Origin of the sequence: Frankia sp. AiPa1 (assembly GCF_023243075.1) — a bacterium.
GTDB lineage: Bacteria > Actinomycetota > Actinomycetes > Frankiales > Frankiaceae > Frankia.
Window position 1 is genome coordinate 1 of record NZ_JALKFZ020000169.1, and the last position, 23,661, is coordinate 23,661.

General features: G+C 71.1%; 20 protein-coding genes and 1 pseudogene. 19 read left to right on the plus strand and 2 right to left on the minus strand.

Features of this window, described 5'->3' with window-relative positions; all coding sequences use genetic code 11:
- From MXD95_RS28640 to MXD95_RS20120, 15 genes and pseudogenes are all read left to right on the plus strand, one after another.
- Nucleotides 1-344, plus strand: a pseudogene (locus tag MXD95_RS28640) (hypothetical protein); the annotation flags it as partial.
- 782 nt (nucleotides 345-1,126) lie between these two features.
- The gene (rpsB, locus tag MXD95_RS20055) at nucleotides 1,127-2,047 is read left to right on the plus strand and encodes a 30S ribosomal protein S2 (RefSeq protein ID WP_250642212.1); all 921 of its coding nucleotides are present in this window, start codon (nucleotides 1,127-1,129) and stop codon (nucleotides 2,045-2,047) included.
- Nucleotides 2,048-2,306: 259 nt separating this feature from the next.
- Nucleotides 2,307-2,921: a translation elongation factor Ts gene (locus MXD95_RS20060; protein ID WP_250642213.1), complete on the plus strand. Its 615-nt coding sequence runs from the start codon at nucleotides 2,307-2,309 to the stop codon at nucleotides 2,919-2,921.
- A gap of 475 nt (nucleotides 2,922-3,396) precedes the next feature.
- Nucleotides 3,397-3,954 carry a ribosome recycling factor gene (gene frr, locus MXD95_RS20065; protein ID WP_250642214.1) on the plus strand — a complete coding sequence of 186 codons (558 nt, stop codon included), beginning with the start codon at nucleotides 3,397-3,399 and terminating at the stop codon, nucleotides 3,952-3,954.
- 174 nt (nucleotides 3,955-4,128) lie between these two features.
- Nucleotides 4,129-5,040 carry a phosphatidate cytidylyltransferase gene (locus tag MXD95_RS20070; protein ID WP_250642215.1) on the plus strand — a complete coding sequence of 304 codons (912 nt, stop codon included), beginning with the start codon at nucleotides 4,129-4,131 and terminating at the stop codon, nucleotides 5,038-5,040.
- A gap of 47 nt (nucleotides 5,041-5,087) precedes the next feature.
- Nucleotides 5,088-6,392 (plus strand): dual-specificity RNA methyltransferase RlmN, encoded by a 1,305-nt coding sequence (gene rlmN / locus MXD95_RS20075; protein WP_250642216.1) that lies wholly within the window; start codon nucleotides 5,088-5,090, stop codon nucleotides 6,390-6,392.
- Nucleotides 6,379-7,731, plus strand: a complete 1,353-nt coding sequence (locus tag MXD95_RS20080; RefSeq protein WP_250642217.1) for a CE1 family esterase — start codon at nucleotides 6,379-6,381, stop codon at nucleotides 7,729-7,731. Before rlmN ends, MXD95_RS20080 begins: the two co-directional genes overlap by 14 nt.
- A gap of 197 nt (nucleotides 7,732-7,928) precedes the next feature.
- A complete protein-coding gene (gene dxr / locus MXD95_RS20085) occupies nucleotides 7,929-9,152 on the plus strand; it encodes a 1-deoxy-D-xylulose-5-phosphate reductoisomerase (RefSeq protein ID WP_250642245.1) in 1,224 nt (407 codons plus the stop codon).
- A 28-nt stretch (nucleotides 9,153-9,180) separates the two neighbouring features.
- Nucleotides 9,181-10,365 carry a M50 family metallopeptidase gene (locus MXD95_RS20090; protein ID WP_250642218.1) on the plus strand — a complete coding sequence of 395 codons (1,185 nt, stop codon included), beginning with the start codon at nucleotides 9,181-9,183 and terminating at the stop codon, nucleotides 10,363-10,365.
- A gap of 140 nt (nucleotides 10,366-10,505) precedes the next feature.
- Nucleotides 10,506-11,660, plus strand: coding sequence for a flavodoxin-dependent (E)-4-hydroxy-3-methylbut-2-enyl-diphosphate synthase (gene ispG / locus MXD95_RS20095; RefSeq protein WP_250642219.1), 1,155 nt, complete (start codon nucleotides 10,506-10,508; stop codon nucleotides 11,658-11,660).
- A gap of 12 nt (nucleotides 11,661-11,672) precedes the next feature.
- Nucleotides 11,673-12,524, plus strand: coding sequence for a GNAT family N-acetyltransferase (locus tag MXD95_RS20100; RefSeq protein ID WP_250642220.1), 852 nt, complete (start codon nucleotides 11,673-11,675; stop codon nucleotides 12,522-12,524).
- 333 nt (nucleotides 12,525-12,857) lie between these two features.
- Nucleotides 12,858-13,934 (plus strand): ABC transporter substrate-binding protein, encoded by a 1,077-nt coding sequence (locus tag MXD95_RS20105; RefSeq protein WP_250642246.1) that lies wholly within the window; start codon nucleotides 12,858-12,860, stop codon nucleotides 13,932-13,934.
- A 64-nt stretch (nucleotides 13,935-13,998) separates the two neighbouring features.
- Nucleotides 13,999-14,760, plus strand: a complete 762-nt coding sequence (locus MXD95_RS20110) for an ABC transporter ATP-binding protein (protein ID WP_250642221.1) — start codon at nucleotides 13,999-14,001, stop codon at nucleotides 14,758-14,760.
- Nucleotides 14,750-15,871 (plus strand): ABC transporter permease, encoded by a 1,122-nt coding sequence (locus MXD95_RS20115; protein ID WP_250642222.1) that lies wholly within the window; start codon nucleotides 14,750-14,752, stop codon nucleotides 15,869-15,871. The genes MXD95_RS20110 and MXD95_RS20115 overlap by 11 nt, the downstream gene beginning before the upstream one ends.
- 87 nt (nucleotides 15,872-15,958) lie before the next feature.
- Nucleotides 15,959-16,414: an RrF2 family transcriptional regulator gene (locus tag MXD95_RS20120; protein WP_250642223.1), complete on the plus strand. Its 456-nt coding sequence runs from the start codon at nucleotides 15,959-15,961 to the stop codon at nucleotides 16,412-16,414.
- Nucleotides 16,415-16,444: 30 nt separating this feature from the next.
- On the opposite strand, the gene MXD95_RS20125 is transcribed toward MXD95_RS20120, so the two are convergent.
- Nucleotides 16,445-16,972: a DUF4439 domain-containing protein gene (locus MXD95_RS20125; RefSeq protein WP_250642224.1), complete on the minus strand. Its 528-nt coding sequence runs from the start codon at nucleotides 16,970-16,972 to the stop codon at nucleotides 16,445-16,447.
- Nucleotides 16,969-17,544: a hypothetical protein gene (locus tag MXD95_RS20130; protein WP_250642225.1), complete on the minus strand. Its 576-nt coding sequence runs from the start codon at nucleotides 17,542-17,544 to the stop codon at nucleotides 16,969-16,971. The genes MXD95_RS20125 and MXD95_RS20130 overlap by 4 nt, the downstream gene beginning before the upstream one ends.
- Nucleotides 17,545-18,057: 513 nt before the next feature.
- Here MXD95_RS20130 and rimP point away from each other — a divergent pair.
- The 4 genes from rimP (at nucleotide 18,058) to infB (ending at nucleotide 23,590) form a co-directional block, all read left to right on the plus strand.
- Entirely contained in the window at nucleotides 18,058-18,783 is a 726-nt protein-coding gene (gene rimP, locus MXD95_RS20135) for a ribosome maturation factor RimP (protein ID WP_250642226.1), read from the plus strand.
- Nucleotides 18,780-19,964: a transcription termination factor NusA gene (gene nusA / locus MXD95_RS20140; RefSeq protein ID WP_250642227.1), complete on the plus strand. Its 1,185-nt coding sequence runs from the start codon at nucleotides 18,780-18,782 to the stop codon at nucleotides 19,962-19,964. The genes rimP and nusA overlap by 4 nt, the downstream gene beginning before the upstream one ends.
- A gap of 4 nt (nucleotides 19,965-19,968) precedes the next feature.
- Complete coding sequence (locus MXD95_RS20145) at nucleotides 19,969-20,469, plus strand: YlxR family protein (protein WP_250642228.1); 501 nt, start codon at nucleotides 19,969-19,971, stop codon at nucleotides 20,467-20,469.
- Nucleotides 20,470-20,530: 61 nt separating this feature from the next.
- Nucleotides 20,531-23,590 (plus strand): translation initiation factor IF-2, encoded by a 3,060-nt coding sequence (gene infB, locus MXD95_RS20150; protein WP_250642229.1) that lies wholly within the window; start codon nucleotides 20,531-20,533, stop codon nucleotides 23,588-23,590.
- Nucleotides 23,591-23,661 lie beyond the last annotated feature (71 nt).

Consider the following 23,661-nt stretch of genomic DNA (forward strand, 5'->3'; position numbering starts at 1 on the left):
CCCCCCCCCCCCCCCCCCCCCCCCCCCCCCCCCCCCCCCCCCCCCCCCCCCCCCCCCCCCCCCCCCCCCCCGGCCGGATGGCGACCGGCGGGGGCAGGGCCGGTCGCCAGGTACTCCCGGACCTGGCGGGAGACGGTCCGGGAAGGCGGGCGGCGGGCGCAGTGGGGGTGCGCCAGGGGGATGGGCTCTGGCCACCCGTGGTCGGTGGACCGACAGCGGGCGTCGGCCCGGAGCCGGGAAATACGGCTGCCGACCTGGGCGGGGCGGACAGCACCGACGCGGCTGCCCGCGGGAGCGCCCCGGCTCCGGGCCCGTCGGTGTCGCCGAGTGTGGCCGTCGCCTGACTGGCTGGGTGAACGAGGGCTCTGGCGATGGGATCGCCGGGCATGGGGTTGCCGGTACCCGTGTCACGCGGGCCGGACACGAGACGCCCCGCAGCCGGGCCGGAGGGTTTCCCGACGGGTGTGGGACGGCCGGCCAGCACAGCAGTGGACTGCTGCGCCCGCGGGTTGACCGGGACGCGTGTCGGCCAGCCAAGGGCGATCAGGATCGCGATGGCTGGGACGACGAGCCACCATGGGTCGAGAACGGGCATTTTGGGCATGCGACGGGTACCTCCGGGGTCGGGGGAGGTGCGGCGGCCGGGAGCGGTCCGGGGTGGTCCCGGCCGCCGCGGGCCGGCCCGCGAGAGCGGCGGAGCGGCCGGGTTCCACGGTGAGACTTTTCGCCCTGGTTGGGTAGTGCGATGTTGTCTGTTGTGGATAACTTGCTTTGCATCGATGGTCGGCGGGTCGTTGACCGGTGCTGGGAGTCCTCACGTGGACACCGGCCCGTGGCGAGGCATGTGTACGCCGCGGCACGCCGTGCGGCAGTGAGGCTGTGGATGGCCCGGCAGCCGTGCGTCCCACGGCCCCTGCCGTCCGGGCGGGTATCATGACCACAGGGCTCGACACATGGGCCCAGCTCGCACGCCCAATCCGGTCCGCCCGCGTGGGTCACCGGAAGGGTCGCCTCGGTCCGTCGCATGCGGCGGCCATGACTCAGGGCGTCAGGGGCGCCGGCCGCAGGGCGGCGCCGTCACAACCGAGGCGTCCGGCTGCGGCCGGGCGGAGAGGAGCGACGCGCGATGGCCGTCGTCACCATGAAGCAGCTGCTGGAAAGCGGCGTGCACTTCGGACACCAGACCAAGCGCTGGAACCCGAAGATGAAGCGCTACATCTTCACCGAGCGCAACGGCATCTACATCATCGACCTGCAGCAGACCCTCTCGTACATCGACCGCGCCTACGACTTCGTCAAGGAGACCGTCGCCCACGGTGGCACGGTCCTGTTCATCGGCACGAAGAAGCAGGCGCAGGAGGCGATCGAGGAGCAGGCGGCGCGGGTCGGGATGCCGTACGTCAAGGAGCGCTGGCTCGGCGGCATGCTGACCAACTTCTCGACTGTCTACAAGCGGCTCCAGCGGCTCAAGGAGCTCGAGGAGATCGAGGTCACCGGCGGTACCGAGGTTCGCACGAAGAAGGAACAGCTCGTGCTGACCCGGGAGAAGGTGAAGCTGGAGCGGACCCTGGGCGGAATCCGCGACATGAGCCGGGTGCCGAGCGCCGTGTGGGTTGTTGACACGAAGAAGGAGCACATCGCCGTCGGTGAGGCGCGCAAGCTGGGTATCCCGGTGGTCGCCATCCTCGACACCAACTGCGATCCCGACGAGGTGGACTACCCGATCCCGGGTAACGACGACGCCATCCGTAGCGCGGCGCTGCTGACCCGGGTGGTCGCGGACGCGGTTGCCGACGGTCTGATGGCCCGGGCCGGCGCCTCGGGCTCGGCGGAGGCCAAGCCCGAGCAGTCCACCGGCGACGAGCCGCTGGCCGAATGGGAGCAGGCGGTCCTGCGCGGCGAGGGCGTCGCGGGCGGCGAGGCAGCTGCGGGCGGCGAGGTAGCTACGGCCAGTGAGGCAGCTACGGTCAGTGAGGCAGCCGCGGGCAGCGAGCCGGCTCCGGCCGTCGAGGCCCCGTCCGACGCGCCGGTCGGTTCGGCGGTCTGATCTCGCCGGGGCCTGGTGGCCCCCGGAGGTGAACAGGCCTGCCGCGGCACGGGCACGCCGCTCGTGAGACCGTCGATCCGTCTCCCGCGGTGTGCCTGCCCGGCCGTCACATGGCGCCAGGCAGGACGGGCGCAGACAGCGGGATGCCCCCGCGCCGCGGGCCGGCGCCAGCCGCTCGCCGCACCCGGCGCACGGCTGGCAGACAGTGCCTGGGCCAGGACAACCACAGCATTCGATCCTCACCGACGAGAAGAGCACCATGGCAGACATCCCAGTTGCTGACATCCGCAAGCTCCGCGAACTGACCGGGGCCGGGATGAGCGACGTCAAGAAGGCGCTGGTCGACAACGGCGGCGACTTCGAGAAGGCGAAGGCCTGGCTGCGGGAGAAGGGCAAGGCACAGGTCGCCAAGCGCGCGGCGCGCAGCGCCGCCAACGGGCTGGTCGAGTCCTATCTGCACCGCACCGACCCGCAGCTTCCGCCGACGCTTGGCGTGCTGGTCGAGCTGCGCTGCGAAACGGACTTCGTGGCCAAGACCGAGGGCTTCAAGCAGCTCGCCCGTGATCTTGCACAGCACGTCGCTGCGGCGGACCCGCTGTATGTCACCGCCGACCAGATCCCGAACGAGGTGCTGGAGGCGGAGCGGAGGATCTACGCGGCGGCCGCGCGCGAGGAGGGCAAGCCCGAGCCGGCGATCGCGAAGATCGTCGAGGGCCGGATCAACGGCTACGTGAAGGCCAGCGTGCTGCTCGACCAGCCCTGGGTGAAGGACAGTAAGATCACGATCCGGGGCATGCTGGACCAGGCGGGTGCGTCGCTGGGCGAGAAGATCGAGGTCGCCCGGTTCGCCCGGTTCAACATCCGGCAGGCCTGAGCGCAGCGCGCCGTTGGCGTCAGGCAGGCGGGACATCCGCGGCCAGCGACGCCCGGACAAACCGGCGGGGGGTCGAACTGACCACCCGCCGGTTTCGTGCTTCTCAGACGGGCCCGTGAGATCGATCCGCCCGGCGTGGCGTGCCACCCCGGGCCAACCGGCGGTGGCCCGGTACGGGACACTGCTCGCGACGGCTGTGCGAGCATTCTGGTGAGTGCTGCCCTGTAGTGGTCCAGGCTCGCGCATGAAGCAGGCGCCGCGGTGGAGCAGGCTTCGGCCTGGATCAGATGGTCATGGGGCGGTTGGGTGGGAACGGGCATCGTCCATGCGGGCCATCGCGTCGAACGAGGCTTGGACGTGCCCGGGCAGCCCGCGTCGTCGAGGATCGGTGGGCGGTTGAGTTCCGGCCGGGTGGCGTGCGCTCGCCCGGGTCGTACACGTTGTCGGCGAGTGAGAGTGGACGGAAGGAACTACGGTGATCGACGACACACTTCTCGATGCCGAGGAGAAGATGGAGAAGGCCGTCTCGGTCGCCAAGGAGGATTTCGCGAACATTCGTACCGGCCGCATCACTCCCGCCGTCTTCTCCAAGATCGTGGTGGATTACTACGGGGCACTGACCCCCGTCCAACAACTTGCGTCGTTCCATATCCCCGAACCGCGCATGGTGATCATTACGCCGTATGACAAATCGTCGCTGGGCTCGATTGAGAAGGCCGTGCGCGACTCCGACCTGGGCGTCAACCCGAGCAATGACGGCACGATCATCCGGATCGTCTTCCCGGAGCTGTCCGAGCAGCGTCGCCGGGACCTCGTCAAGGTCGCCCGGAGCAAGGCGGAGGAGGCCCGGGTCAGCATCCGCAACGTGCGTCGGCACGCCAAGGACGCCATCGACCGCATCGTGCGCGATGGTGACGCGGGTGAGGATGAGGGGCGGCGGGGGGAGAAGGACCTCGGCGAGGCGACGCATCGCTATGTCGGGCAGGTCGACGAGCTGCTTCGCCTCAAGGAATCGGACCTGCTGTCGGTGTGATTCGCCGCATCCCGGCCGCCGCCGTGCGTTGCTCGCGCGGCAGGTCCGCAGCCCCGACGGCGCCGAGATGCTCGGTACCCTGGCCGGTCCCGGGCACAGGCTGTCGGTGGAGCCGGCCGGGATCCGCGGGAGATCAGGCCCGATCCGTTCCCCTCTGTCGAGATGTGTGCCTTCATGACGGCAGTCAACGGCCCGACCGTGGTTGACGGCGGGCAGTTCGCGAGCCCCGGGCTTCCGGGCAAGGACCGGCCGGCCCCCGAGGCGCCTGCGCCCACACGCTCGCGGGCGGGACGTGACCTGCCGGCGGCGATCGGCGTCGGGGCGTTGCTGGGCGCGATCAACCTGGTCGCGTTGTTCACCGTCCGCGCGACGTTCACCGCCGTGATCAGTGCTGCGGTCGCGATCGGGACGGTCGAGGTGATTCGCGCGCTGCGGCTCACCGGCCTGCGGGTGCCGATCGTGCCGCTGGCCGCCGGGGCGCTCGCGATCCCGCCGGTGGCCTATGTCGGCGGAACGGACGGCCTGCTGTTCGCGGTTGCGGCGACGGTGGCCGCCGGGATCGTCGTGCGGCTCGCCGGACCGGGCGACGGACTCGTCCGTGATCTGGCTGGCATCGCGTTCGTCGCCGCGTACGTCGGTTTTCCGGCCGGGTTCGCGGCGCTGCTGACCGAGGCGTCCGATGGGAGCTGGCGGGTGCTGGCGTTCATCGGGACGGTGGTGGCCAGTGACGTCGGGGGTTACGCGGCCGGGGTGCTCTCTGGCGGACGGCACAAGATGGCGCCCAGCGTGTCGCCTGGAAAGTCCTGGGAGGGCTTCGCCGGTTCGGTGCTTGGCTGCGTTGTCGTGGCCGGCGTTGTGGTGGCCTGGCCGCTCGGCGCGCATGCCTGGCAGGGAGTGCTGCTGGGCCTCGCGACCGCGTGCGCGGCGACAATCGGTGATCTGGGCGAGTCGCTGCTCAAACGGGACATCGGCATCAAGGACATGGGTAATCTGCTACCCGGCCATGGCGGGATCATGGATCGGCTCGACTCGTTGCTGTGCACCGCACCGGTCGCCTGGCTGCTGCTGAGTGCCTTCGTGCACTGATCGTCACATTCGTCTCGGTGCCAGCGGCCTGGCACACTGGGAGCGCGATGACTTCCACGACCGCCGAATCCGTGCCCTCCGGCCGGCCGGCGTCCGCCGGTGCGGGCCAGCCGGTCCGTTCCTCGCCCGCGCGGCGGGTGACGCGACCTGCCCGTCACCTTGCGGATCTCTCCAGGGACGAGCGACGCGAGGTCGCAGCCTCGCTGGGCCTACCGGCCTTTCGCGCCGACCAGCTCTCGCGGCACTACTTCACTCGGCTGTTGGACGCCGCCACCGCGGACGCCATGACCGATCTGCCCGAGCGGGACCGCGGGCCGCTGCTTGCCGCGCTGCTTCCGCCGCTGCTCACCCCGGCCAGGTCTTTGGCCTGCGATGACGGGCAGACCCGCAAGATCGCCTGGCGGACGGGTGACGGCGCGATGATCGAATCAGTGATCATGCGGTACCCCGATCGTGCCACGGTGTGCGTCTCCAGCCAGGCGGGCTGCGGGATGGGCTGCCCGTTCTGCGCCACCGGCCAGGGCGGGCTGACCCGCAACCTGTCGACGGCGGAGATCGTGGAACAGGTGGTGCACGCGGCGCGGGTGTTGCGGCGTGGGGAGCTCGGCGTGGGTGACCGCCGCCTGTCGAACGTCGTCTTCATGGGGATGGGTGAGCCGCTGGCCAACTACGGTGCCCTCGTCGCGGCACTGCGCCGGCTGGTCGCCGCGCCACCCGAGGGGCTCGGTATCTCCGCCCGTGGCCTCACGGTCAGCACGGTCGGCCTGGTCCCGGCAATGCGGCGGCTGGCCCGGGAAGGACTGCCGGTCACGCTCGCCCTCTCCCTGCACGCGCCGGACGACGAGCTGCGGGACGAACTGGTTCCGGTCAACAATCGCTGGCCGGTGGCCGAGGTGCTGGCGGCCGCCTGGGAGTATGCCGAGCACACCGGGCGACGGGTGAGCATCGAGTACGCGCTGATCGATGGCGTCAACGACGACGTGGCCCGGGCAGATGCCCTGGCCTCCCTGCTCGCCGGCCGGCTCGCGCACGTCAACCTGATTCCGCTCAACCCGACGGCCGGATCGTCCTGGCAGGCCAGCGCCGCGCCAGGGCAGCGCGCGTTCGTACGCCGGTTGCGGGAACGCGGCATCGCGACGACGGTGCGAGACACCCGCGGTCGCGAGATCGCTGCGGCCTGCGGCCAGCTGGCCGCACAGCCGCCCGAGGTGCTGCTGTCGCCCGAGGTGCTGCTGTCGCCCGAGATGTTGCCCTCGCCGGAGGTACGCGGGCCGCTCGAGATCATGCGGCTTTCCGGTGACGGAGTGATCGTGGCGGATGGGGTAGCCGACGGCAGCCGTGGTCTCCGGTAGTCCGCCGAGTCGGCATCGCGGTTCGCTGCGGCACCGCACCCGCACCTCGAACACCGTGTGGCTGCCGATCGTCGCTGCGCTGGGCGTGCTGCTGTTGCTGTTGTGGTATGCGATGTCGCGTGGCCCTGGTCCGGCGAAGTCCACTGCCGCGCAGAGCAGGACCAGTGGCACCGATGGCCAACGGGCTGCCGCGGTGGCTTCTCCCACGCCGACTCCCACCGTTCCGCCGGCACCGGCCAGCGGCTGCGTGACGGGGAAGACCCTGCCGTCGGGGACCAGCACCCGAACCCTGCAGGTGGCCGGCGTGCAACGTACCTATGTGCTCGCGGTGCCCGCTCGCGCTGCGGGCTCCGCGGCCAGGCCACTGCCACTGATCGTCAACTATCACGATCTCGATCAGAGCCCATTCGACCTCGAGGCCTACACCCATCTGGCGGATCAGGGGACGAAGGCCGGCTTCGTGGTCGCCGTGCCGGTGGGGGAGCGGGCCCGCTGGAACTTCTCCCGCTCCGTGGCAGTGGGTCCGGACGACGTCCTGTTCACCGGCCTGCTGCTCAACGAGCTCACCGGCCGGATGTGCCTGGATGCCGGCCGGATCTTCGCCGCTGGATACGGTGATGGCGCGAACATGGTGCTCACCGCGCTGTGCGCGCTGCCCGACCGGTTCGCGGCTGCGGTGACGGTGGCGTCGAGCGTGTTGTCGACGTCGTGCGCGCGGCCGACGACGAGCCTGCTGGAGATACACGGTGCGGTCGATCCGATCGCTCCGCTGGCCGGTGGCGGCGCCCCCCGCGCGGCCCCGTACACGGGGATCGTCGCCCAGGCGGCATCCGACCAGCTCGCCCGCTACGCCTCGGCGCTCGGGTGTTCGGGGGCGCGGTCCACCGCGCAGGACACCGCCGACTGGAGCCGGACAGTGTGGGCCGGCTGCCCGGACAACCGGGATGTGGGCCTGATCGTCATGCGGGGCGGCGGGCATACCTGGCCTGGCGCGCAGGCTCGTGCCGACCGCGGCCCGACCTCGCAGGCGCTCAGCGGCACCGTCGTCGTGCTCACCTTCTTCGGCTATACGCCGAGTACGGACGACGTAGGCGGGGGCACCGGGGGCACCGGGGGCACCGGGGTGCCGGGCCCATCGGTGGCCCCGCAGGCCCCCGGAGCCACCGCGACGGGCGGCCCGTCCGGGCCATCCCCGGCGCCCACCCAGTCCGCGCCGGGCGCGAGCGGGTCGGCCTCGCCGACGGGAGACCGGGACCAGAACACACCCTCGCCCACGGACTCCCCGACGCCGGCCACACCCTCGGCGACGGCCCAGAACGGGCCGGCCGCCAGCGGATGAGCCGGCAAGGTCCGGGCGGCCCGGCCCGCGTGGGCCGGCTGACCCGGCCGACCGGTCCGGGCGGCCCGGGCTGGGTGAGGCAGGACGTCATGATCACGGTTACCCCTCGGACCCATTGCGCATCATCGGGTGGTACCTGTCATGAACCGAACAGGCGGGCACCGGGCTGGCGAGCGGCCTGCGAGAATGTAGGTGTGGTGGAGGCTTCGAACCTGCGTGAAGTTGTTCTGCTCGGGTCCACCGGCTCGATCGGAACCCAGGCCATAGACGTCATACGCCGCAATCCGGAGCGCTTCCGGGTCGTGGCGCTCATGGGCGGCGGATCCCGGGTGGATCTGCTTGCCGCCCAGGCGCTCGATCTCGGCGTGCAGGCGGTGGGGGTGGCCGCCGCGTCCGCCGCCCAGGATCTGCAGCTCGCCTTCTTCGCCGAGGCGAGCCGGCGGGGCTACCGCAAGGGCGAGTTCGCGGTGCCGAAGATCCTCGCCGGCCCGGATGCGGCGAGCGAGATCGCCGCCTGGCCCTGCGACACCGTGCTCAACGGCATTACCGGGTCGGTGGGCTTGGCGCCGACGCTCGCGGCCCTGGCCGCGGGGCACACCGTGGCGCTGGCGAACAAGGAGTCGCTGGTCGCTGGCGGCCCGCTGGTGCTGGACGCGCTCGGCGGAGACCCGGACCGGCTGGTCCCCGTCGACTCCGAGCACTCCGCGCTGGCCCAGTGCCTGCGTGGCGGGCGTCGGGAGGAGGTGCGCAAGCTGGTCCTCACGGCCAGTGGCGGGCCCTTCCGTGGCCGTCGGCGCGACGAACTCGCCGCGGTCACCCCGCAGCAGGCCCTGGCGCATCCCACCTGGGACATGGGGCCGGTGGTGACGATCAATTCGGCGACCCTGATGAACAAGGGCCTGGAGCTCATCGAGGCCCACCTGTTCTTCGGTGTCCCCTACGACGACATCGAGGTCGTCGTGCATCCCCAGTCCCTGGTGCACTCGATGGTCGAGTTCACCGACGGCTCCACGATCGCCCAGGTCTCCCCGCCCGACATGCGCCTGCCCATCGCACTTGCCCTGGGCTGGCCGGACCGGGTCGCCGAGGCGCAGCCGCCGATGGACTGGACCCGGGCGCAGGCACTGACCTTCGAGCCGCTGGACGGGACGGCCTTCCCCGCGGTGGACCTCGCCCGCACGGCCGGTCGCCGGCGTGGGACGGCACCCGCGGTGTTCAATGCGGCCAACGAGGAGGCGGTCGCCGCCTTCCTCGCCGGGCGCCTGCCCTTCGTCCGGATCGTCGATCTGGTGGCCGAGGTCATCGCCGAGCACGAGGTGATCGACCACCCCTCGCTCGAGGAGGTCTTCGCCACCGAGCGGTCCGCGCGCGAGGCGGCGCAGCGGCTGATCCGGCGCGAGAGCGAACGGGAAACGGTGTGAGCTGTCGTTTCCGGCGGAGGCCGGCCTGATGGAGATCTTCGGCATCGTCGCGTTTGCCGCCGCGCTGCTCGTGTCGGTGGTGGCGCACGAGGGCGGGCACTTCGTGACCGCGCGGCACTACGGCATGAAGGCCTCGAAGTTCTTCGTGGGTTTCGGGCCGACGATCTGGTCACGCCAGCGCGGCGAGACCGAGTACGGCGTCAAGCTCATCCCGGCCGGCGGCTTCGTGAAGATCGAGGGGATGACGCCGCTCGAGGAGATCGAGCCGGCTGACGAGCCGCGGGCGTTCTACAACGCCCACGCCAGGGCGCGTCTGGTCGTCATGTCCGCTGGCTCGTTCGTCCACTTCGTCATCGCGCTCGTGTTGATCTATGGGGTTCTGGTCACGATCGGGACCACGAAGATCAGCGAGTCGAAGATCGGGTCGACGAGCTGCGTGGCCGCCACCGCCAGCTGCACCGGGCCCGGTCCCGCCGCGGCGGCCGGGCTGCGTCCAGGTGACCGTGTGATCAGCTTCGACAACACCGCCGTGCGGACCTGGGCGGACTTCACCCGCCGGGTGCGCGCGCACGGCCCGGGCCCGGCGACGCTCGTCGTGCGCCGGGACGGGAAGGACCTCACCCTGACCCCGAACCTCGTCGAGGTTCGGCGCAACCGGGTGACCGGTGGCTCCGGCAACGACCCGGTCGGCGCGCTCGGCGTGCGGCCGGGGCTCGACGCGGTGCACTACAACCCGGCCGAGGCGGTTCCGCGCACCTTCTCGGTGATCGGCTCCGGTTTCACCGGGATGTACGACACGCTGACTCATCGTATCGGCGACCTGGGTAAGATCTTCAGCAACAACCGGGATCCCGAGGGCTTCATCAGCGTCGTGGGCGCGGCCCGCATCGGCGGGGACGTCGTCTCGGCCCCGGACAGCTCGAGGGTCGACCGGGTCGGTCAGTTCCTCATCCTGGTCGCCGCCATCAACCTGGCGGTGGGGATCTTCAACCTGCTGCCGCTGCTTCCACTGGACGGTGGCCACATCGCCGTCCTGGGCTTCGAGCAGGCCCGACATGGTCTGCGCCGGCTGCGGGGATACCGTGGACCGGTCAAGAAGGTGGATTTCGCCAAGCTGTTACCGGCCACGTATGCCACGGTCTTCGTCCTGCTCGGGTTCAGCCTGCTCCTCCTGTCCGCCGACATCGTTAATCCCATCCGCCTGAACCAGTGATGTCGCACCAGTGACTCCGCGCGGGGCCCGCTGCGGCCTCTGCGTCCCACTGCCCTGCGCCCCACTGCCTGCGTCCCGCAGTCGACAGGCCGAATCAGTCGCACGTCGATCATTTTTTCCGATTCGCCAGTGAGGACAACGTGACCGTTACTCTGGGCATGCCATCCGCTCCGGCCCGACCGCTCGGTTCGCGGCGCAAGAGCCGGCAGATCCACGTGGGCAACGTCCCGGTCGGGGGTGACGCTCCGGTCTCCGTCCAGTCGATGTGCACCACGTTGACCTCGGACGTCAACGCGACTCTGCAGCAGATCGCCCAGCTCACCGCGTCGGGCTGCCAGATCGTCCGGGTGGCCGTGCCGAGCCAGGACGACGCCGACGCGCTGCCGGAGATCGCCCGCAAGTCACCGATCCCGATCATCGCCGATATCCACTTCCAGCCGAAGTACGTCTTCGCCGCCATCGACGCCGGCTGTGCCGCGGTCCGGGTCAACCCCGGCAACATCAAGGCGTTCGATGACAAGGTCGGCGAGATCGCCCGCGCGGCCAAGGGCGCCGGTGTCCCGATCCGCATCGGCGTGAACGCCGGTTCCCTGGACAAGCGCCTGTTGGCCAAGTACGGCAAGGCCACCCCCGAAGCGCTGACCGAGTCGGCGCTGTGGGAGTGCTCGCTGTTCGAGGAGCACGACTTCCGAGACATCAAGATCTCGGTCAAGCACCACGACCCCGTCGTGATGATCCAGGCCTACCGTCTGTTGGCCCAGGCCTGCGAGTACCCGCTGCACCTCGGCGTCACCGAGGCGGGCCCGGCATTCCAGGGGACGGTCAAGTCCTCGGTGGCCTTCGGCGCGCTGCTCTCGGAGGGAATCGGCGACACCATCCGGGTGTCCCTCTCGGCGCCGCCGGTCGAGGAGGTGAAGGTCGGCTCCGCCATCCTGGAGTCCCTGGGACTGCGTGAGCGTAAGCTGGAAATCGTTTCCTGCCCGTCCTGCGGGCGGGCTCAGGTCGATGTCTACACTCTCGCGAACCAGGTCAGTGCCGGCCTGGAAGGCATGGAGGTTCCGTTGCGCGTCGCCGTCATGGGATGTGTCGTGAACGGGCCGGGTGAGGCGCGCGAGGCTGACCTGGGCGTCGCCTCTGGAAACGGCAAGGGCCAGATCTTCGTCAGAGGCGAAGTGATCAAGACGGTCCCGGAGGCGCAGATCGTGGAGACCCTCATCGAGGAGGCCATGCGGTTGGCCGAACAGATGACGGATGCGGGCACCGCTTCCGGCGAGCCCACTGTCACCGTCAGCTAGCAGGTCTGCCGGATGGGCCTGCCGCTGCGCTCCGCGCCGACGCGTCTGCTCGACGATCGGGACCTTTCCGCGGTGCGCGAGTTGCTGGCTCGCGATCCCGTCGCCGACGTGTTCGTGGCCTCCCGCATCGAGGCCGCCGGGCTTGACCCATGGCGGCTCGGCGCCGAGATGTGGGGTCACATGGTCGACGGGCATCTGGCCGCGCTCTGTTACTCCGGGGCCAACCTCTGGCCCGTCGCGGCGGGCCCCGCGTCGGCGAGACTCTTCGCCGAGCGGGCCCGTCGCCAGGGCCGGCGATGTTCGTCCATCGTCGGTCTCTCCTCGTCGGTCATGGCGATGTGGCGCCACCTGGAACCCACCTGGGGTCGGGCCCGTGAGGTCCGCGCCGAACAACCTCTGCTCGTCATCGACGGCCCACCGCTGGTCGCTCCCGACCGGCAGGTCCGTCCCGTGCGGCCGGATGAGCTGGACATCCTGATGCCGGCCTGTATCGCCATGTTCACCGAGGAGATCGGCGTCTCGCCGGTGCTCGCCGACGGCGGCGCCCTCTACCGGGCCCGGGTCGCCGAGTTCATCGGCCAACGCCGCTCGTTCGCCCATATCGCCGACGGGCGGGTCCTGTTCAAGGCGGAGATCGGCGCGGTCGCGGGCGACGTCTGCCAGATCCAGGGCGTCTGGGTCGACCCGGCTCTGCGCGGTCGTGGCCTCGGCGCGGCCGGCACCGCCAGCGTCGTGGCGCTGGCCCGCGCCACCCTCGCGCCGCGGGTCAGTCTGTATGTCAACGACTTCAATCATGCCGCCCGGTGCGTCTACGAGCGGGTCGGCTTCCAGCGGATCGGCACGTTCGCCTCGATCTTGTTCTGAGCCGGCCCTGTTCTGACGCAACCCGGCCTCATCCCAGCGGGCGCGTCTGGCGGCGGCTGATTCTCCGGCCCCTCGCCGAGCTCAGATCCGCCTGTCCCGTGGCGTTGCGCGTCTCCAGTCGCCCGCAGCCCCGGGTGATGTCGGCAGCTCGCTGCCCTTTTTGCGCTCTTTTGCGGCGTGTCTGGGGCTCATGCAGGGTTAATTGTTGCTGAACTATGTCGGGGCGATGGCCGCACATAGCCCGCATCCCGGCCATCTGGCATGCTTACCATCCCGATGACTTCGATCGACTTGCATGGCGCGGGCGTCAGCCTGCGCGAACTGGGGGTTTACATGAGACCGAGCCGACTGTGGCGTGCCCTGGCGCCGCTGTTCACCGCGAGCGCCGTTGCGCTGGCGTTGGTCGGCTGCTCGAGCTCGGGCAGCGATGGCTCCTCGGTCAGCTCGACGCCTGGCCAGGTAAGCGGAACGCTTCACCTGGGTTACTTTCCGAACCTCACCCACGCGCCCGCGCTTTACGGGGTCGCGAAGGGGATCTTCGCCAAGGATCTCGGCTCCGGGGTCACGCTGAAGACCGCGACGTTCAACTCCGGAACGCAGGAGGCCGAGGCGATCCTCTCCGGGGCGATCGACATCGGTTACATCGGGCCGAACCCGGCCGTCAACAGCTTCATCAAGTCCAACGGTGACGCAATCCGGATCATCTCCGGTGCGGCCTCGGGCGGCGCGTCGCTGGTGGTGCGCTCCGATATCACCTCGGTCGCCCAGCTCAAGGGCAAGACGATCGCGACCCCCAGTCTTGGCAACACCCAGGACGTGGCGCTGCGCTACTACCTGAAGAAGAACGGCCTGAAGGCCGACACCCAGGGCGGCGGTGATGTCTCGATCAAGCCCCAGGACAACTCCCTGACGGTCGACGCCTTCAAGAACAAGGCGATCGACGGTGCGTGGGTGCCCGAGCCGACTGCATCGCGGCTGGTTGACGCGGGCGGCAAGGTGCTGGTCAACGAGGCGGACCAGTGGGGCGAGACCAAGGGGCAGTTCGTCACCACGCTGGTGGTTGTGCGGACCGACTACCTCAAGAAGAACCCGGAGATCGTCCGCCGGTTCCTTCAGGCGAACGTGGATTCGATCAACGGGATCAACGCGGACTCGGCCGGGGCGGCGAAGGTCGTCAACACCGAGCTGGGCAAGCTGGCCGGCAAGCCACTGACGGACCGCGTGCTGAACTCCGCCTGGAAGTCGCTGACCTTCACCCCGGATCCGATCGCCAAGTCGCTGCTCCTCTCGGCTCAGCACGCGGTGGATCTTGGTCTGCTCAAGAGCGCGAAATTGGAGGGGATCTTCGATCTCACCGCGCTCAACGACATCCTGACCAAGCAGGGCAAGCCCACGGTTTCCGATTCCTGACCACCCGCAAGGACGGGCTCCGGCCGACCGGAGCCCGTCGTCAGACCCACGGGGGGAATGACATATGACCGCAGTCCTGCCTGACGCTGCCCTTCGCATCGACGGCGTCAGCCGGTTTTTCGGTGGTGGCGCCGCCCAGGTGCAGGCGCTGGACAATATCTCGCTTCAGGCCCGGCCCGGCGAGTTCGTCTGTCTGCTCGGGGCGTCGGGCTGCGGCAAGTCGACCCTGCTGAGCCTGATCGCCGGGCTGGACTCGCCGAGCGCCGGCACGGTGGACACCACCGGCCGGCGGGTCGGGATGATGTTCCAGGATTCGGCTTTGCTGCCGTGGCTGACCGCGGGCGGCAACGTCGAGGTGCCGCTGCGCCTGCGCGGCATCGGGCGGACCGAGCGCCGGGCCAGGGTCGACGAGCTGCTGACGATGGTCCGCCTCGCGGGCATGGCCCAGCGTCGTCCCCACGAGCTCTCTGGCGGGATGCGTCAGCGGGTGAGCCTCGCCCGCGCGTTCGCGCAGGAGGCCGACATCCTGTGCATGGACGAGCCGTTCGGTGCGCTCGACGCCATGACCCGGGACCTGCTGCACGACGAACTCGAACGGATCTGGCGGCAGACCGGCGTGACGGTCATCTTCGTGACCCACGACGTGCGAGAGGCCGTCCGGCTCGGCGATCGCATCGTGCTGCTGTCCTCCCGGCCGGGCCGGGTGGCCGAGGTCTTCGACGTCGATATCGACCGCCCACGGCGGATCGACTCGCCCCGAGTGGCAGACCTCGCCACCCGGGTGACCGCTCGCCTGCGTGAGGAGGTGGGCCGCCATGGCCACTGAGACCGACATCCCTGAAAGCGGCCTCGGCCGGATTGACCTGGCCAAGGGCGGCGTCGACGCCCGGCGGGACAGCGACGGTCCGGCCGGCCCCGGTCCCGACGCGCTCGCCGGTCTCGACGCGTTGGACATCCCGACCGCTGAGCATCGGCCACTGGCGGCCCGCACCTGGTCGGCGGCCTGGCCAAAGATCGGCGCACTCGTACTGTTCCTGTTGCTCTGGCAGATCGTCGTCTGGTCCGGCTGGAAGCCCACCTATGTACTGCCAGGCCCGATGTCGGCGCTGCGTGAGTTCGGCCATCGCGTGACCGGTGGTCACTTCTGGGACGCGCTCCTGCGGACTGTCGTGCGGGCCCTCAAGGGGTACGCGCTCGCCGTGGTGATCGGCGGCGTGGTGGGGGTGGCGGTGTCCCGGTCCACCGTGCTGCGCACGGCGGTCGGTTCGTTCATCACCTCGCTGCAGACGATGCCGTCGATCGTCTGGTTCCCGCTGGCCATCCTGCTGTTCAAGCTGAGCGAGGCGGCGATCATGTTCGTCGTGATCCTCGGGGCCGCGCCGTCGATCGCCAACGGAGTGATCTACGGGGTCGACTACGTGCCGCCGCTGCTGGTGCGAGTCGGGCGCAGTATGGGGGCGCGCGGTTTCTCGCTCTACCGGTATGTCGTGGCGCCGGCGGCGCTGCCGTCGGTGCTCGCGGGGCTCAAGCAGGGCTGGGCGTTCGCCTGGCGCAGCCTGATGGCCGGCGAGCTGCTGGTGATCGTGCCTGGGCACCCCTCGATCGGCGCCGATCTGCAGAACTCCCGGGAACTGCTCGACACGGTCGGCGTGATGGCGTCAATGATCACAATTTTCCTCATCGGAGTGGTGGTGGACGCCGCGTTCAACGCCGCCGACCGGCAGTTGCGGGTTCGCCGCGGACTGGTCGCCGAGGGCAACTCGGCGGTGCGGGCCGCCCGGGGCCGGGGATCGGCGCCACTGCCGGAGGCGGCCGGGGCTATGTCGGGTGATCCGTCCGCGGGCACTGGTGATGTCTCAGGCGGTCACCACGCAGGTCATGTCGGCGGTCCGGGTGGAGACGGAGACGTTGGGGGCGGAGGTGGCCACGCATCCTGACCGCGGGCTCGCGCGCTGACGGCGCCGAGTCGAACCCGAGCCTGGCCTGGCCGGCACATCGGTGGGTACCGGCGGCACAATGGGTGGATGCAGATCTCCGCTCGCGCCGACTACGCACTGCGTGCGCTCCTGACGCTGGCCGCGAGTGACGGCCAGCTTGTCAAGGGCGAGTCGCTGGCCCAGGCACAGGATCTGCCGCTGCGCTTCCTCGAGAACATCCTCACCGATCTGCGGCGTGCGGGATTCGTCCAAAGCCGCCGTGGCGCCGATGGCGGCTACCAGCTCGGCCGTCCCCCCGGCGACATCACGATCGCCGCGGTCATCCGGGTGACCGACGGTCCGCTGGCCAGTATCCGTGGGCGGCGTCCCGAGGATGCCAACTACGAGGGCGCGGCCAAGAACCTGCAGGACGTGTGGATCGCCGTGCGGGTGAATCTGCGGCGGGTCCTGGAGAACGTCACTCTGGCGGACGTCGCGGGTGGCCGCCTTCCCGAGATCGTCACGACGCTGAGTAGCGAACCTGGAGCCTGGGCGCCGCGGTGAGCCGGCGCGGCGGCCGGGGCCGCTGTGCGGTCAGGACGCGCCGGGCAGCGCGCGGCTGGCGGTGGCCGGGGGCGCACCGGTAGCCAGCCGGGCCCGCTGGGCTCGCAGCGCCATGCCGGCCAACCCGTCCACGGCGACGGCCCGAGTGTCGGCACCGAGGCTGGCAGTGGCGTCGTGGGCCACCGCGGCGCACACATCCTCGATCTGGGCGAGCAGGCGCAGGGCGGTGGGCACGTCAACGGGCCTGGTCGGGAGCCGGTAGGCCGCCAGTGCTGGTGCCGGCGTGCCACCGCGTGCCTGGATCATGGCCGTCAACTCATCGCGCAGCCGCAGGTGCGCCAGCCAGCTGTCCCGGGCCTGCTGGCGTTGCCCGGCCGCGGGCTGACCCAGCGGAGCCAGTGCTCCGCCCGCCGCCGCGGTGGCGAAGATCGCTGCGTGGCTTGCCGCGAGCATGGTGTTCAGCGCCCGTACCGTGATCGCGGCCCGTGCGTCATGACCGCTGGATCCGTCGGTGGGACCGGATGCGAGGAGGCGCAGGGCTCGGCTGTGCCCGGTCATCGGACGACACCGCTGCCCGCCGGTCCGCCCGCCGCGGTGGCAAGCAGGTCCGCCTGCGCGTTGCCGGCGGCGAAAAGGCTCGCGAACAGGGGTGCGAGCAGCCCACTGACCCGCAGGGCGTCTGTGCGGGCGGCAGCGGCGGCGCGGGTCTCGGCGCCATGAAGTGCCGCCATGGTCGCGGCGCGAGCCGCTGGCGAGTCGCCGTTTCCTGGCGGGAGCGTGACGCCCGCGACCGGGGCCGTGGATCCAGCCCCGGTCGCCGCGGGGGGCTCGGCGGTGCTGCCGGCGCCAGGAGTCGCTGTGCTGGTGGGAACCGTGGCTGGAACCTGGGCGCCTACCGTGGCCACCGCCACCTCATGATGGGTGCGCAAAGTGTCGAACAGGCTGCTTTCCGCGGGATGACGCCCTGCCGCCGCGCGGTAGGCGGCGGCCAGCGCCGTCGCCCGGGCCACGGCAGACCGTGCCGCGGACAGATCCTGGGTAGTCAGTTGTTGGCCGGCGGCTCCGGCTGTGCTCGAACCGGTCCGAGCACAGCCGACCTCGGCGACACCGACGAGCGAGAGGCCGCCCAACCCGCCCAATCCCATCAGGACCCGCCGTCGAGAGGCCGATATGCGCTGTGCGGAGTCCACGGTGCGCAAGCTTTGCACACCGCGGCGGTCCTGCCCGGGTCCTGTCCCGCCCTGGTAGCCCGGTAGCCCGGTTGGGGCGAGCCCGTCCGCGGACCCGGGCGGCCCATGAACCGGGGGACGTCCCGGTACCGAGGCAGGCGGCGCCGGACCCGTGCGCTGGTGGACGTAGGCTATGGATCTCGTCCGTTCGCGCTCGCCCCCGATGTGGCTCTGTGTCGGCCCTGTGCCGCCGCGCCGTGTGCATGGTCGTGCTGTGTGGGTGGTCGTGCTGTGTGGGTGGTCGTGCTGTGTGGGTGGTCGTGCTGTGTGGATGGCGGACTGCTGTGCGGGTGGCTGACGTCGGCACGCACCGCGCGGCGTGGTGGCATCCGCAGGAGTGCGGGGCGCGCGGGCGGCCCGCTGGCCGGTCCGGCGGGATGATCGGACGTACGGACGTGGGAAGGGACAAGGCAGGTGTCAGGCACGGGGGAGACCGGATCCGGTCGAGACCGGGGCGCGGCCGAGCGGGGACGGCGCTCGGGTGCGATCCGGCCGCAGCTGCGCGACCGGTTGGCGGTCGCACTGAGCGGTGCGGGATTTGATCTCGAGGATGTCGCGGTGACCAAGGCGGGCGCACGCAGCCTGGTGCGGGTCGTCGTGGACCGCGACGGTGGGATCGACCTGGACGCGGTGGCTGACGCGAGCCGGACCGTGTCGGAGCTCCTGGACGCCGCCGAGGCGGCGGGAGATGCCCTCATCGGTGGACCGTACGTGCTGGAAGTCACCTCGCCTGGGGTGGACCGCCCGCTGACGGCGCCGCGGCACTGGCGGCGCGCCGTCGGTCGGCTGGTGACCATCCGTGATCTTGACGGGGGCGAGGTGTCGGGGCGCGTGCTGTCCGCCGACGAGGCCGGGGCGGATCTCTCGGTGCCGGTCGGCCCGGCTCGGCGAGGCCGTCCGGCGCGGCACCGGACCGACCGGGTGCTCTTCGAGCGGGTGGCGCGGGCCACCGTCGAAGTGGAGTTCACCGCCACGGAGTATGATGATCTTAACGATGCGCCGTCCGCGGCGCCCGTCCCCACGCCCGGTGCCGCGATGCGGGACGATCTAGATCTTCCGGCCTCCCCAGGCCAGGTGACCAACAACGAGGGCCGTCAGGTCGACGCCCAGGGCGCGGCCGGTGAGGAGATGACCCGGTGAAGCTCGACGTGGCCGCGCTGCGCGGGATCGAGCGGGAGAAGGACATCGCCTTCGACACCCTCGTGCAGGCGATGGAGACCGCCCTGCTCACGGCCTACCACCACACCGCGGGCTCGGCGCCGGACGCCCGGGTCGTCATCGACCGCACGACGGGCGAGGTCGCAGTGCTCGCCCGGGAGGACGGTCCCGACGGGACAAGCCGCGAGTATGACGACACTCCGGCTGACTTCGGCCGGATCGCCACGATGACTGCCAAGCAGGTCATCATGCAGCGGCTGCGCGAGGCCCAGCAGGAGGTGACCTACGGGCAGTACGCCGACCGGGAGCACGAGATCGTTTCTGGTGTGGTGCAGCACCATGAGCAGCGGGCCGGCTCCCGCGTGGTGCTCGTGGACCTCGGCACGGTCGAGGGAGTGCTGCCACCGGCCGAGCAGGTTCCCGGCGAGCGCCTCGAACACGGTGACCGGATCAAGTGCTATGTGGTGCACGTCGCCCGCGGTCCGCACGGGCCGACGGTCACGCTGTCGCGCACCCATCCCGAACTGGTCAAGGGGCTGTTCCGGCTGGAGGTGCCGGAGGTCGCCGACGGCACGGTCGAGCTCGCCGCGATCGCTAGGGAGGCCGGCCACCGCAGCAAGATCGCTGTGCGGTCGAAGACGGCGGGTGTCAACCCGAAGGGGGCCTGTATCGGTCCGATGGGCGCCCGGGTGCGGGCGGTCATGGCCGAACTGCGGGGCGAAAAGATTGACATCGTGGACTGGTCGGCGGATCCGGCGACGTTCGTCGGCAGCGCCCTGTCTCCGGCCCGGGTGGCCCGGGTGGACGTCACGGATCTGGCCAGCCGCTCGGCTCGGGTGGTCGTTCCCGACTACCAGCTGTCGCTGGCCATCGGCCGCGAGGGGCAGAATGCCCGGCTGGCGGCGCGGTTGACCGGCTGGCGCATCGACATCCACTCCGATGCGGAAGGCCCCGCCGACGAACGCGGGGCGGCCGTGGTCGGGGATGGTTCCGGGCCGGGTGATGGTTCCGGGACGCCGCCGTCCGGGGCTGGGCCGCGCTCTGGTCCGCCGCCCCGATCAGGTCCGCCGCCGCGTACGGGGCTCCCGCCGCGCACGGGTTCGGCGGGGCAGCCACGCCGGTCTTCCGCGGCGGGCGGCCACACCCGGGGGCGGGCGGGATAGACTAATGGTGGCGTGTCGTGCGGAGCCTGTCCGTACCTGTATCGGATGTCGAAGCCGTGCGCCGAGTTCCGACCTCCTGCGTATCGTCGTGGACGGCGGCGAGCTCCTGCCGGATGCTCGTCGCCGTCTGCGCGGCCGGGGTGCGCACGTGCATCCCTGCCTGGCGTGTCTCGAGCTCGCGGATCGCCGCAGGGCGTTTCCGCGGGCCCTGCGGGTGCCAGGTCCGCTCGGGTTGGGTCAGGTCAGGAGGTACCTGGAGCAGCAGGGCTCCGCGGCGATCGGTCCGGTCAGTCCGATTGTTCGCCCGGAGCGGTCATCGAGGCTCCAGGTGAAGGAAAAATCAGGTAAAGAAAGAGGGGGGCACCGCGGCAGCGGGTACCCCGGCTGGACAGGCCGGACACCGGCGGAGGCCGGAGCCCGGTCGGGAACGCGGGCGGCGCCACATGACGTCGACAGGGAAGCAGGTCGAGACAGCGATGATCGCTCAATGAGCACCCAGCCATGATCACGACCGGCAGGTAACGAGGTCACGCGGGCACGGACCGCGGGCCGAAAGAAGGAGCACCGTGGCAGGAAAGGCCCGCGTACACGAGCTCGCCAAAGAGCTTGGTGTCGACAGCAAGACCGTCCTCGCAAAGCTGAAGGATCTCGGCGAGTTCGTGAAGTCCGCCTCGTCCACAGTCGAGGCCCCCGTCGTGCGCAAGCTCAAGGAAGCGTTCCCGACTGAGGGCGGTCCCGCCGCAGGCGGCCGTCCCGGTGGTCGGCCCGCCGGTAACGGCGCCCGCCCGGCCCCGCCCCGCCCCGGGCCCGCGCCGCGTCCCGGCCCTCGGCCGGTGCCGAACCGGCCCGGTCCGGGTCAGGCTCCCGGCCGTCCCGGACCGACCCCAGCTACCCCAGCTACCCCAGCTACCCCAGTGGCACCGGCCGTGAGCACGCCGAGCAGCTCGCCGCCCGTCGCACCGCCGCGTCCCGCGGCGGCCAGCGCCGCCCCGTCTCCGAGCGTGGCCCCCGCGCCGGCTGGGCCGTCCGGGCCGCGCCCGGGGCCTCGTCCCAGCGTGCCGGCTCCTCCCGGTGCCCGGCAGCGTCCCGGTGGCGCCGCGCCATCCGCTCCGGGTGGCGCTCCCGGCGGTGCCCCGGCTGCCGGCTCGCCCCGGCCTGGCCCGCGGCCTGGCCCCCGGCCGAGCTCGCCCGGTAACAATCCGTACACGACGCCGTCGGCCGGGCCTCGCCAGTCGGCCGGCCAGTCCGGGCCAGCCCCGTCATCGTCGCCGCGTCCGGGTGGTCCGCGTCCTGGTCCGCGTCCGGGCGGTCCGCGCCCGGGTGGCTCGGGTGCCCCCGGTGGGCCCCGGCCATCGTCCGGCTCGACGCCCCAGCGTCCCGGTCCGCGCCCCGGTGGTGGTGGCATGCCGCCGCGTCCGGGTGGCAGCGGCGGTCCGCGCCCGAACGCGAACATGTTCCAGCCTCGTCCGGCCGGCGGTGCGCCTGGCCGTCCCGGTGGCGGCGGTGGTGCGCCTGGCCGTCCCGGTGGCGGTGGCGGCGGTCCTCGTCCGGGGGGCGGCGGCGGCTTCGCCGGGCGTGGCGGTGCGCCTGGCCGTCCGGGTGGCGGCGGTGCCGGCGCCGGTGCTCCGGGTCGCCCCGGCGGTGGCGGCGGTGGCGGTCGGCCGGCAGCGGGTGGCCGCGGCCGTGGTGGCACCACGGCCGGCGCGTTCGGCCCCGGTGGCCGTGGGCGTCCTGGGCGTCAGCGCAAGTCCAAGCGCGCGAAGCGGCAGGAGTGGGAGAGCGGCCTCGAGGCGCCGCGGATGGGCGCGATGGTCCCCCGTGGCAACGGGCAGGCCATTCGACTGCCTCGTGGCGCCTCACTCGCGGACTTCGCCGACAAGATCGACGCGAATCCCGGTGCGCTCGTCCAGGTCGTGTTCACCCAGCTCGGCGAGATGGTGACCGCGACCCAGTCCTGCACCGACGAGACGCTGCAGCTGCTTGGCGTCACCCTCGGCTACGAGGTGCAGATCGTCAGCCCCGAGGATGAGGACAAGGAGCTGCTGGAGAGCTTCGACCTGTCCTTCGGTGGCGACTACGCCGACGACGTCGAGCTCTCCATCCGTCCGCCGGTGGTGACCGTCATGGGTCACGTCGACCACGGCAAGACGAAGCTGCTCGACGCGATCCGGTTCACCGACGTGGTCGCCGGCGAGGCCGGCGGCATCACCCAGCACATCGGTGCCTACCAGGTGCGGGCGACGGTGGACGGCGACGAGCGGCCGATCACCTTCATCGACACGCCGGGCCACGAGACCTTCACCGCCATGCGTGCCCGTGGTGCCCAGGTCACCGACATCGTGGTCCTGGTCGTTGCGGCTGATGACGGTGTGAAGCCGCAGACCATCGAGGCGCTGAACCACGCCCAGGCGGCGAACGTGCCGGTGGTCGTTGCGGTCAACAAGATCGACAAGGAGGGTGCGGACCCGGCCAAGGTGCGCGGCCAGCTCACCGAGTACGGCCTGGTCGCCGAGGAGTACGGGGGCGAGACGATGTTCGTCGACGTCTCCGCGCGTAACCGGGTCAACATCGACGGGCTGCTTGAGGCGATCATCCTGACCGCCGATGCCTCGCTGGATCTGCGGGCGCCCACCGGCACCGAAGCTCAGGGTGTCGCCATCGAAGGCCGGCTCGACCGCGGGCGTGGCCCGGTGGCGACCGTGCTGGTCCAGCGCGGAACCCTGCGGGTCGGTGACTCGGTGGTCGCCGGTGAGGCGTTCGGCCGGGTGCGCGCCATGCTCGACGAGCATGGCGACCAGGTGACCGAGGCAGGCCCGGCCCGTCCGGTCCAGGTGCTCGGGTTCACGAGTGTCCCCGACGCCGGGGACAACTTCCTCGTTGTGCCCGAGGACCGGGTGGCCCGCCAGATCGCCGAGCGCCGCCAGGCGCGCGAGCGCAACGCCGAGCTCGCGCTCAGCCGTGGCCGCCCGACCCTGGAGAACATCCTCGAGCGGATGAAGGAGGGCGAGAAGACCCAGCTCAACCTCATCCTCAAGGGCGACGTCTCCGGTTCCGTGGAAGCTCTCGAGGATGCCCTGCTCAAGATCGATGTCGGCGATGAGGTCGGTTTGCGGATCATCGACCGCGGGGTGGGCGCGATCACCGAGACGAACGTCATGCTGGCCTCGGCCTCCGACGCGGTGATCATCGGCTTCAACGTCCGCCCGCAGGGCAAGGCGACGGAGCTGGCCGACCGCGAAGGCGTCGAGGTCCGGTACTACTCGGTGATCTACCAGGCCATCGAGGACATCGAGAACGCCCTCAAGGGCATGCTCAAGCCGGTCTACGAGGAGGCCCAGCTCGGCACCGCCGAGGTGCGGGAGGTCTTCCGCGTGCCGCGCATCGGCAACGTGGCCGGCTCGCTGGTCCGCTCGGGCATCATCCGGCGCAACGTCAAGGCCCGGCTCATCCGGGACGGCGTCGTGGTGGCGGACAACCTCACGGTGGAGTCGCTCAAGCGGTTCAAGGACGATGCCACCGAGGTCCGCGAGGGCTACGAGTGCGGTATCGGTCTCGGGTCGTTCAACGACATCAAGGTGGACGACATCATCGAGGCGTTTGAACAGCGGGAGGTCCCCCGCGTCTGAGGCGTCACCCGCCGCCGGGGCCGGTCCAACCGGCCGGCCCCGGCGGGCAGTGGCGTAGCGTCGCGGGACGA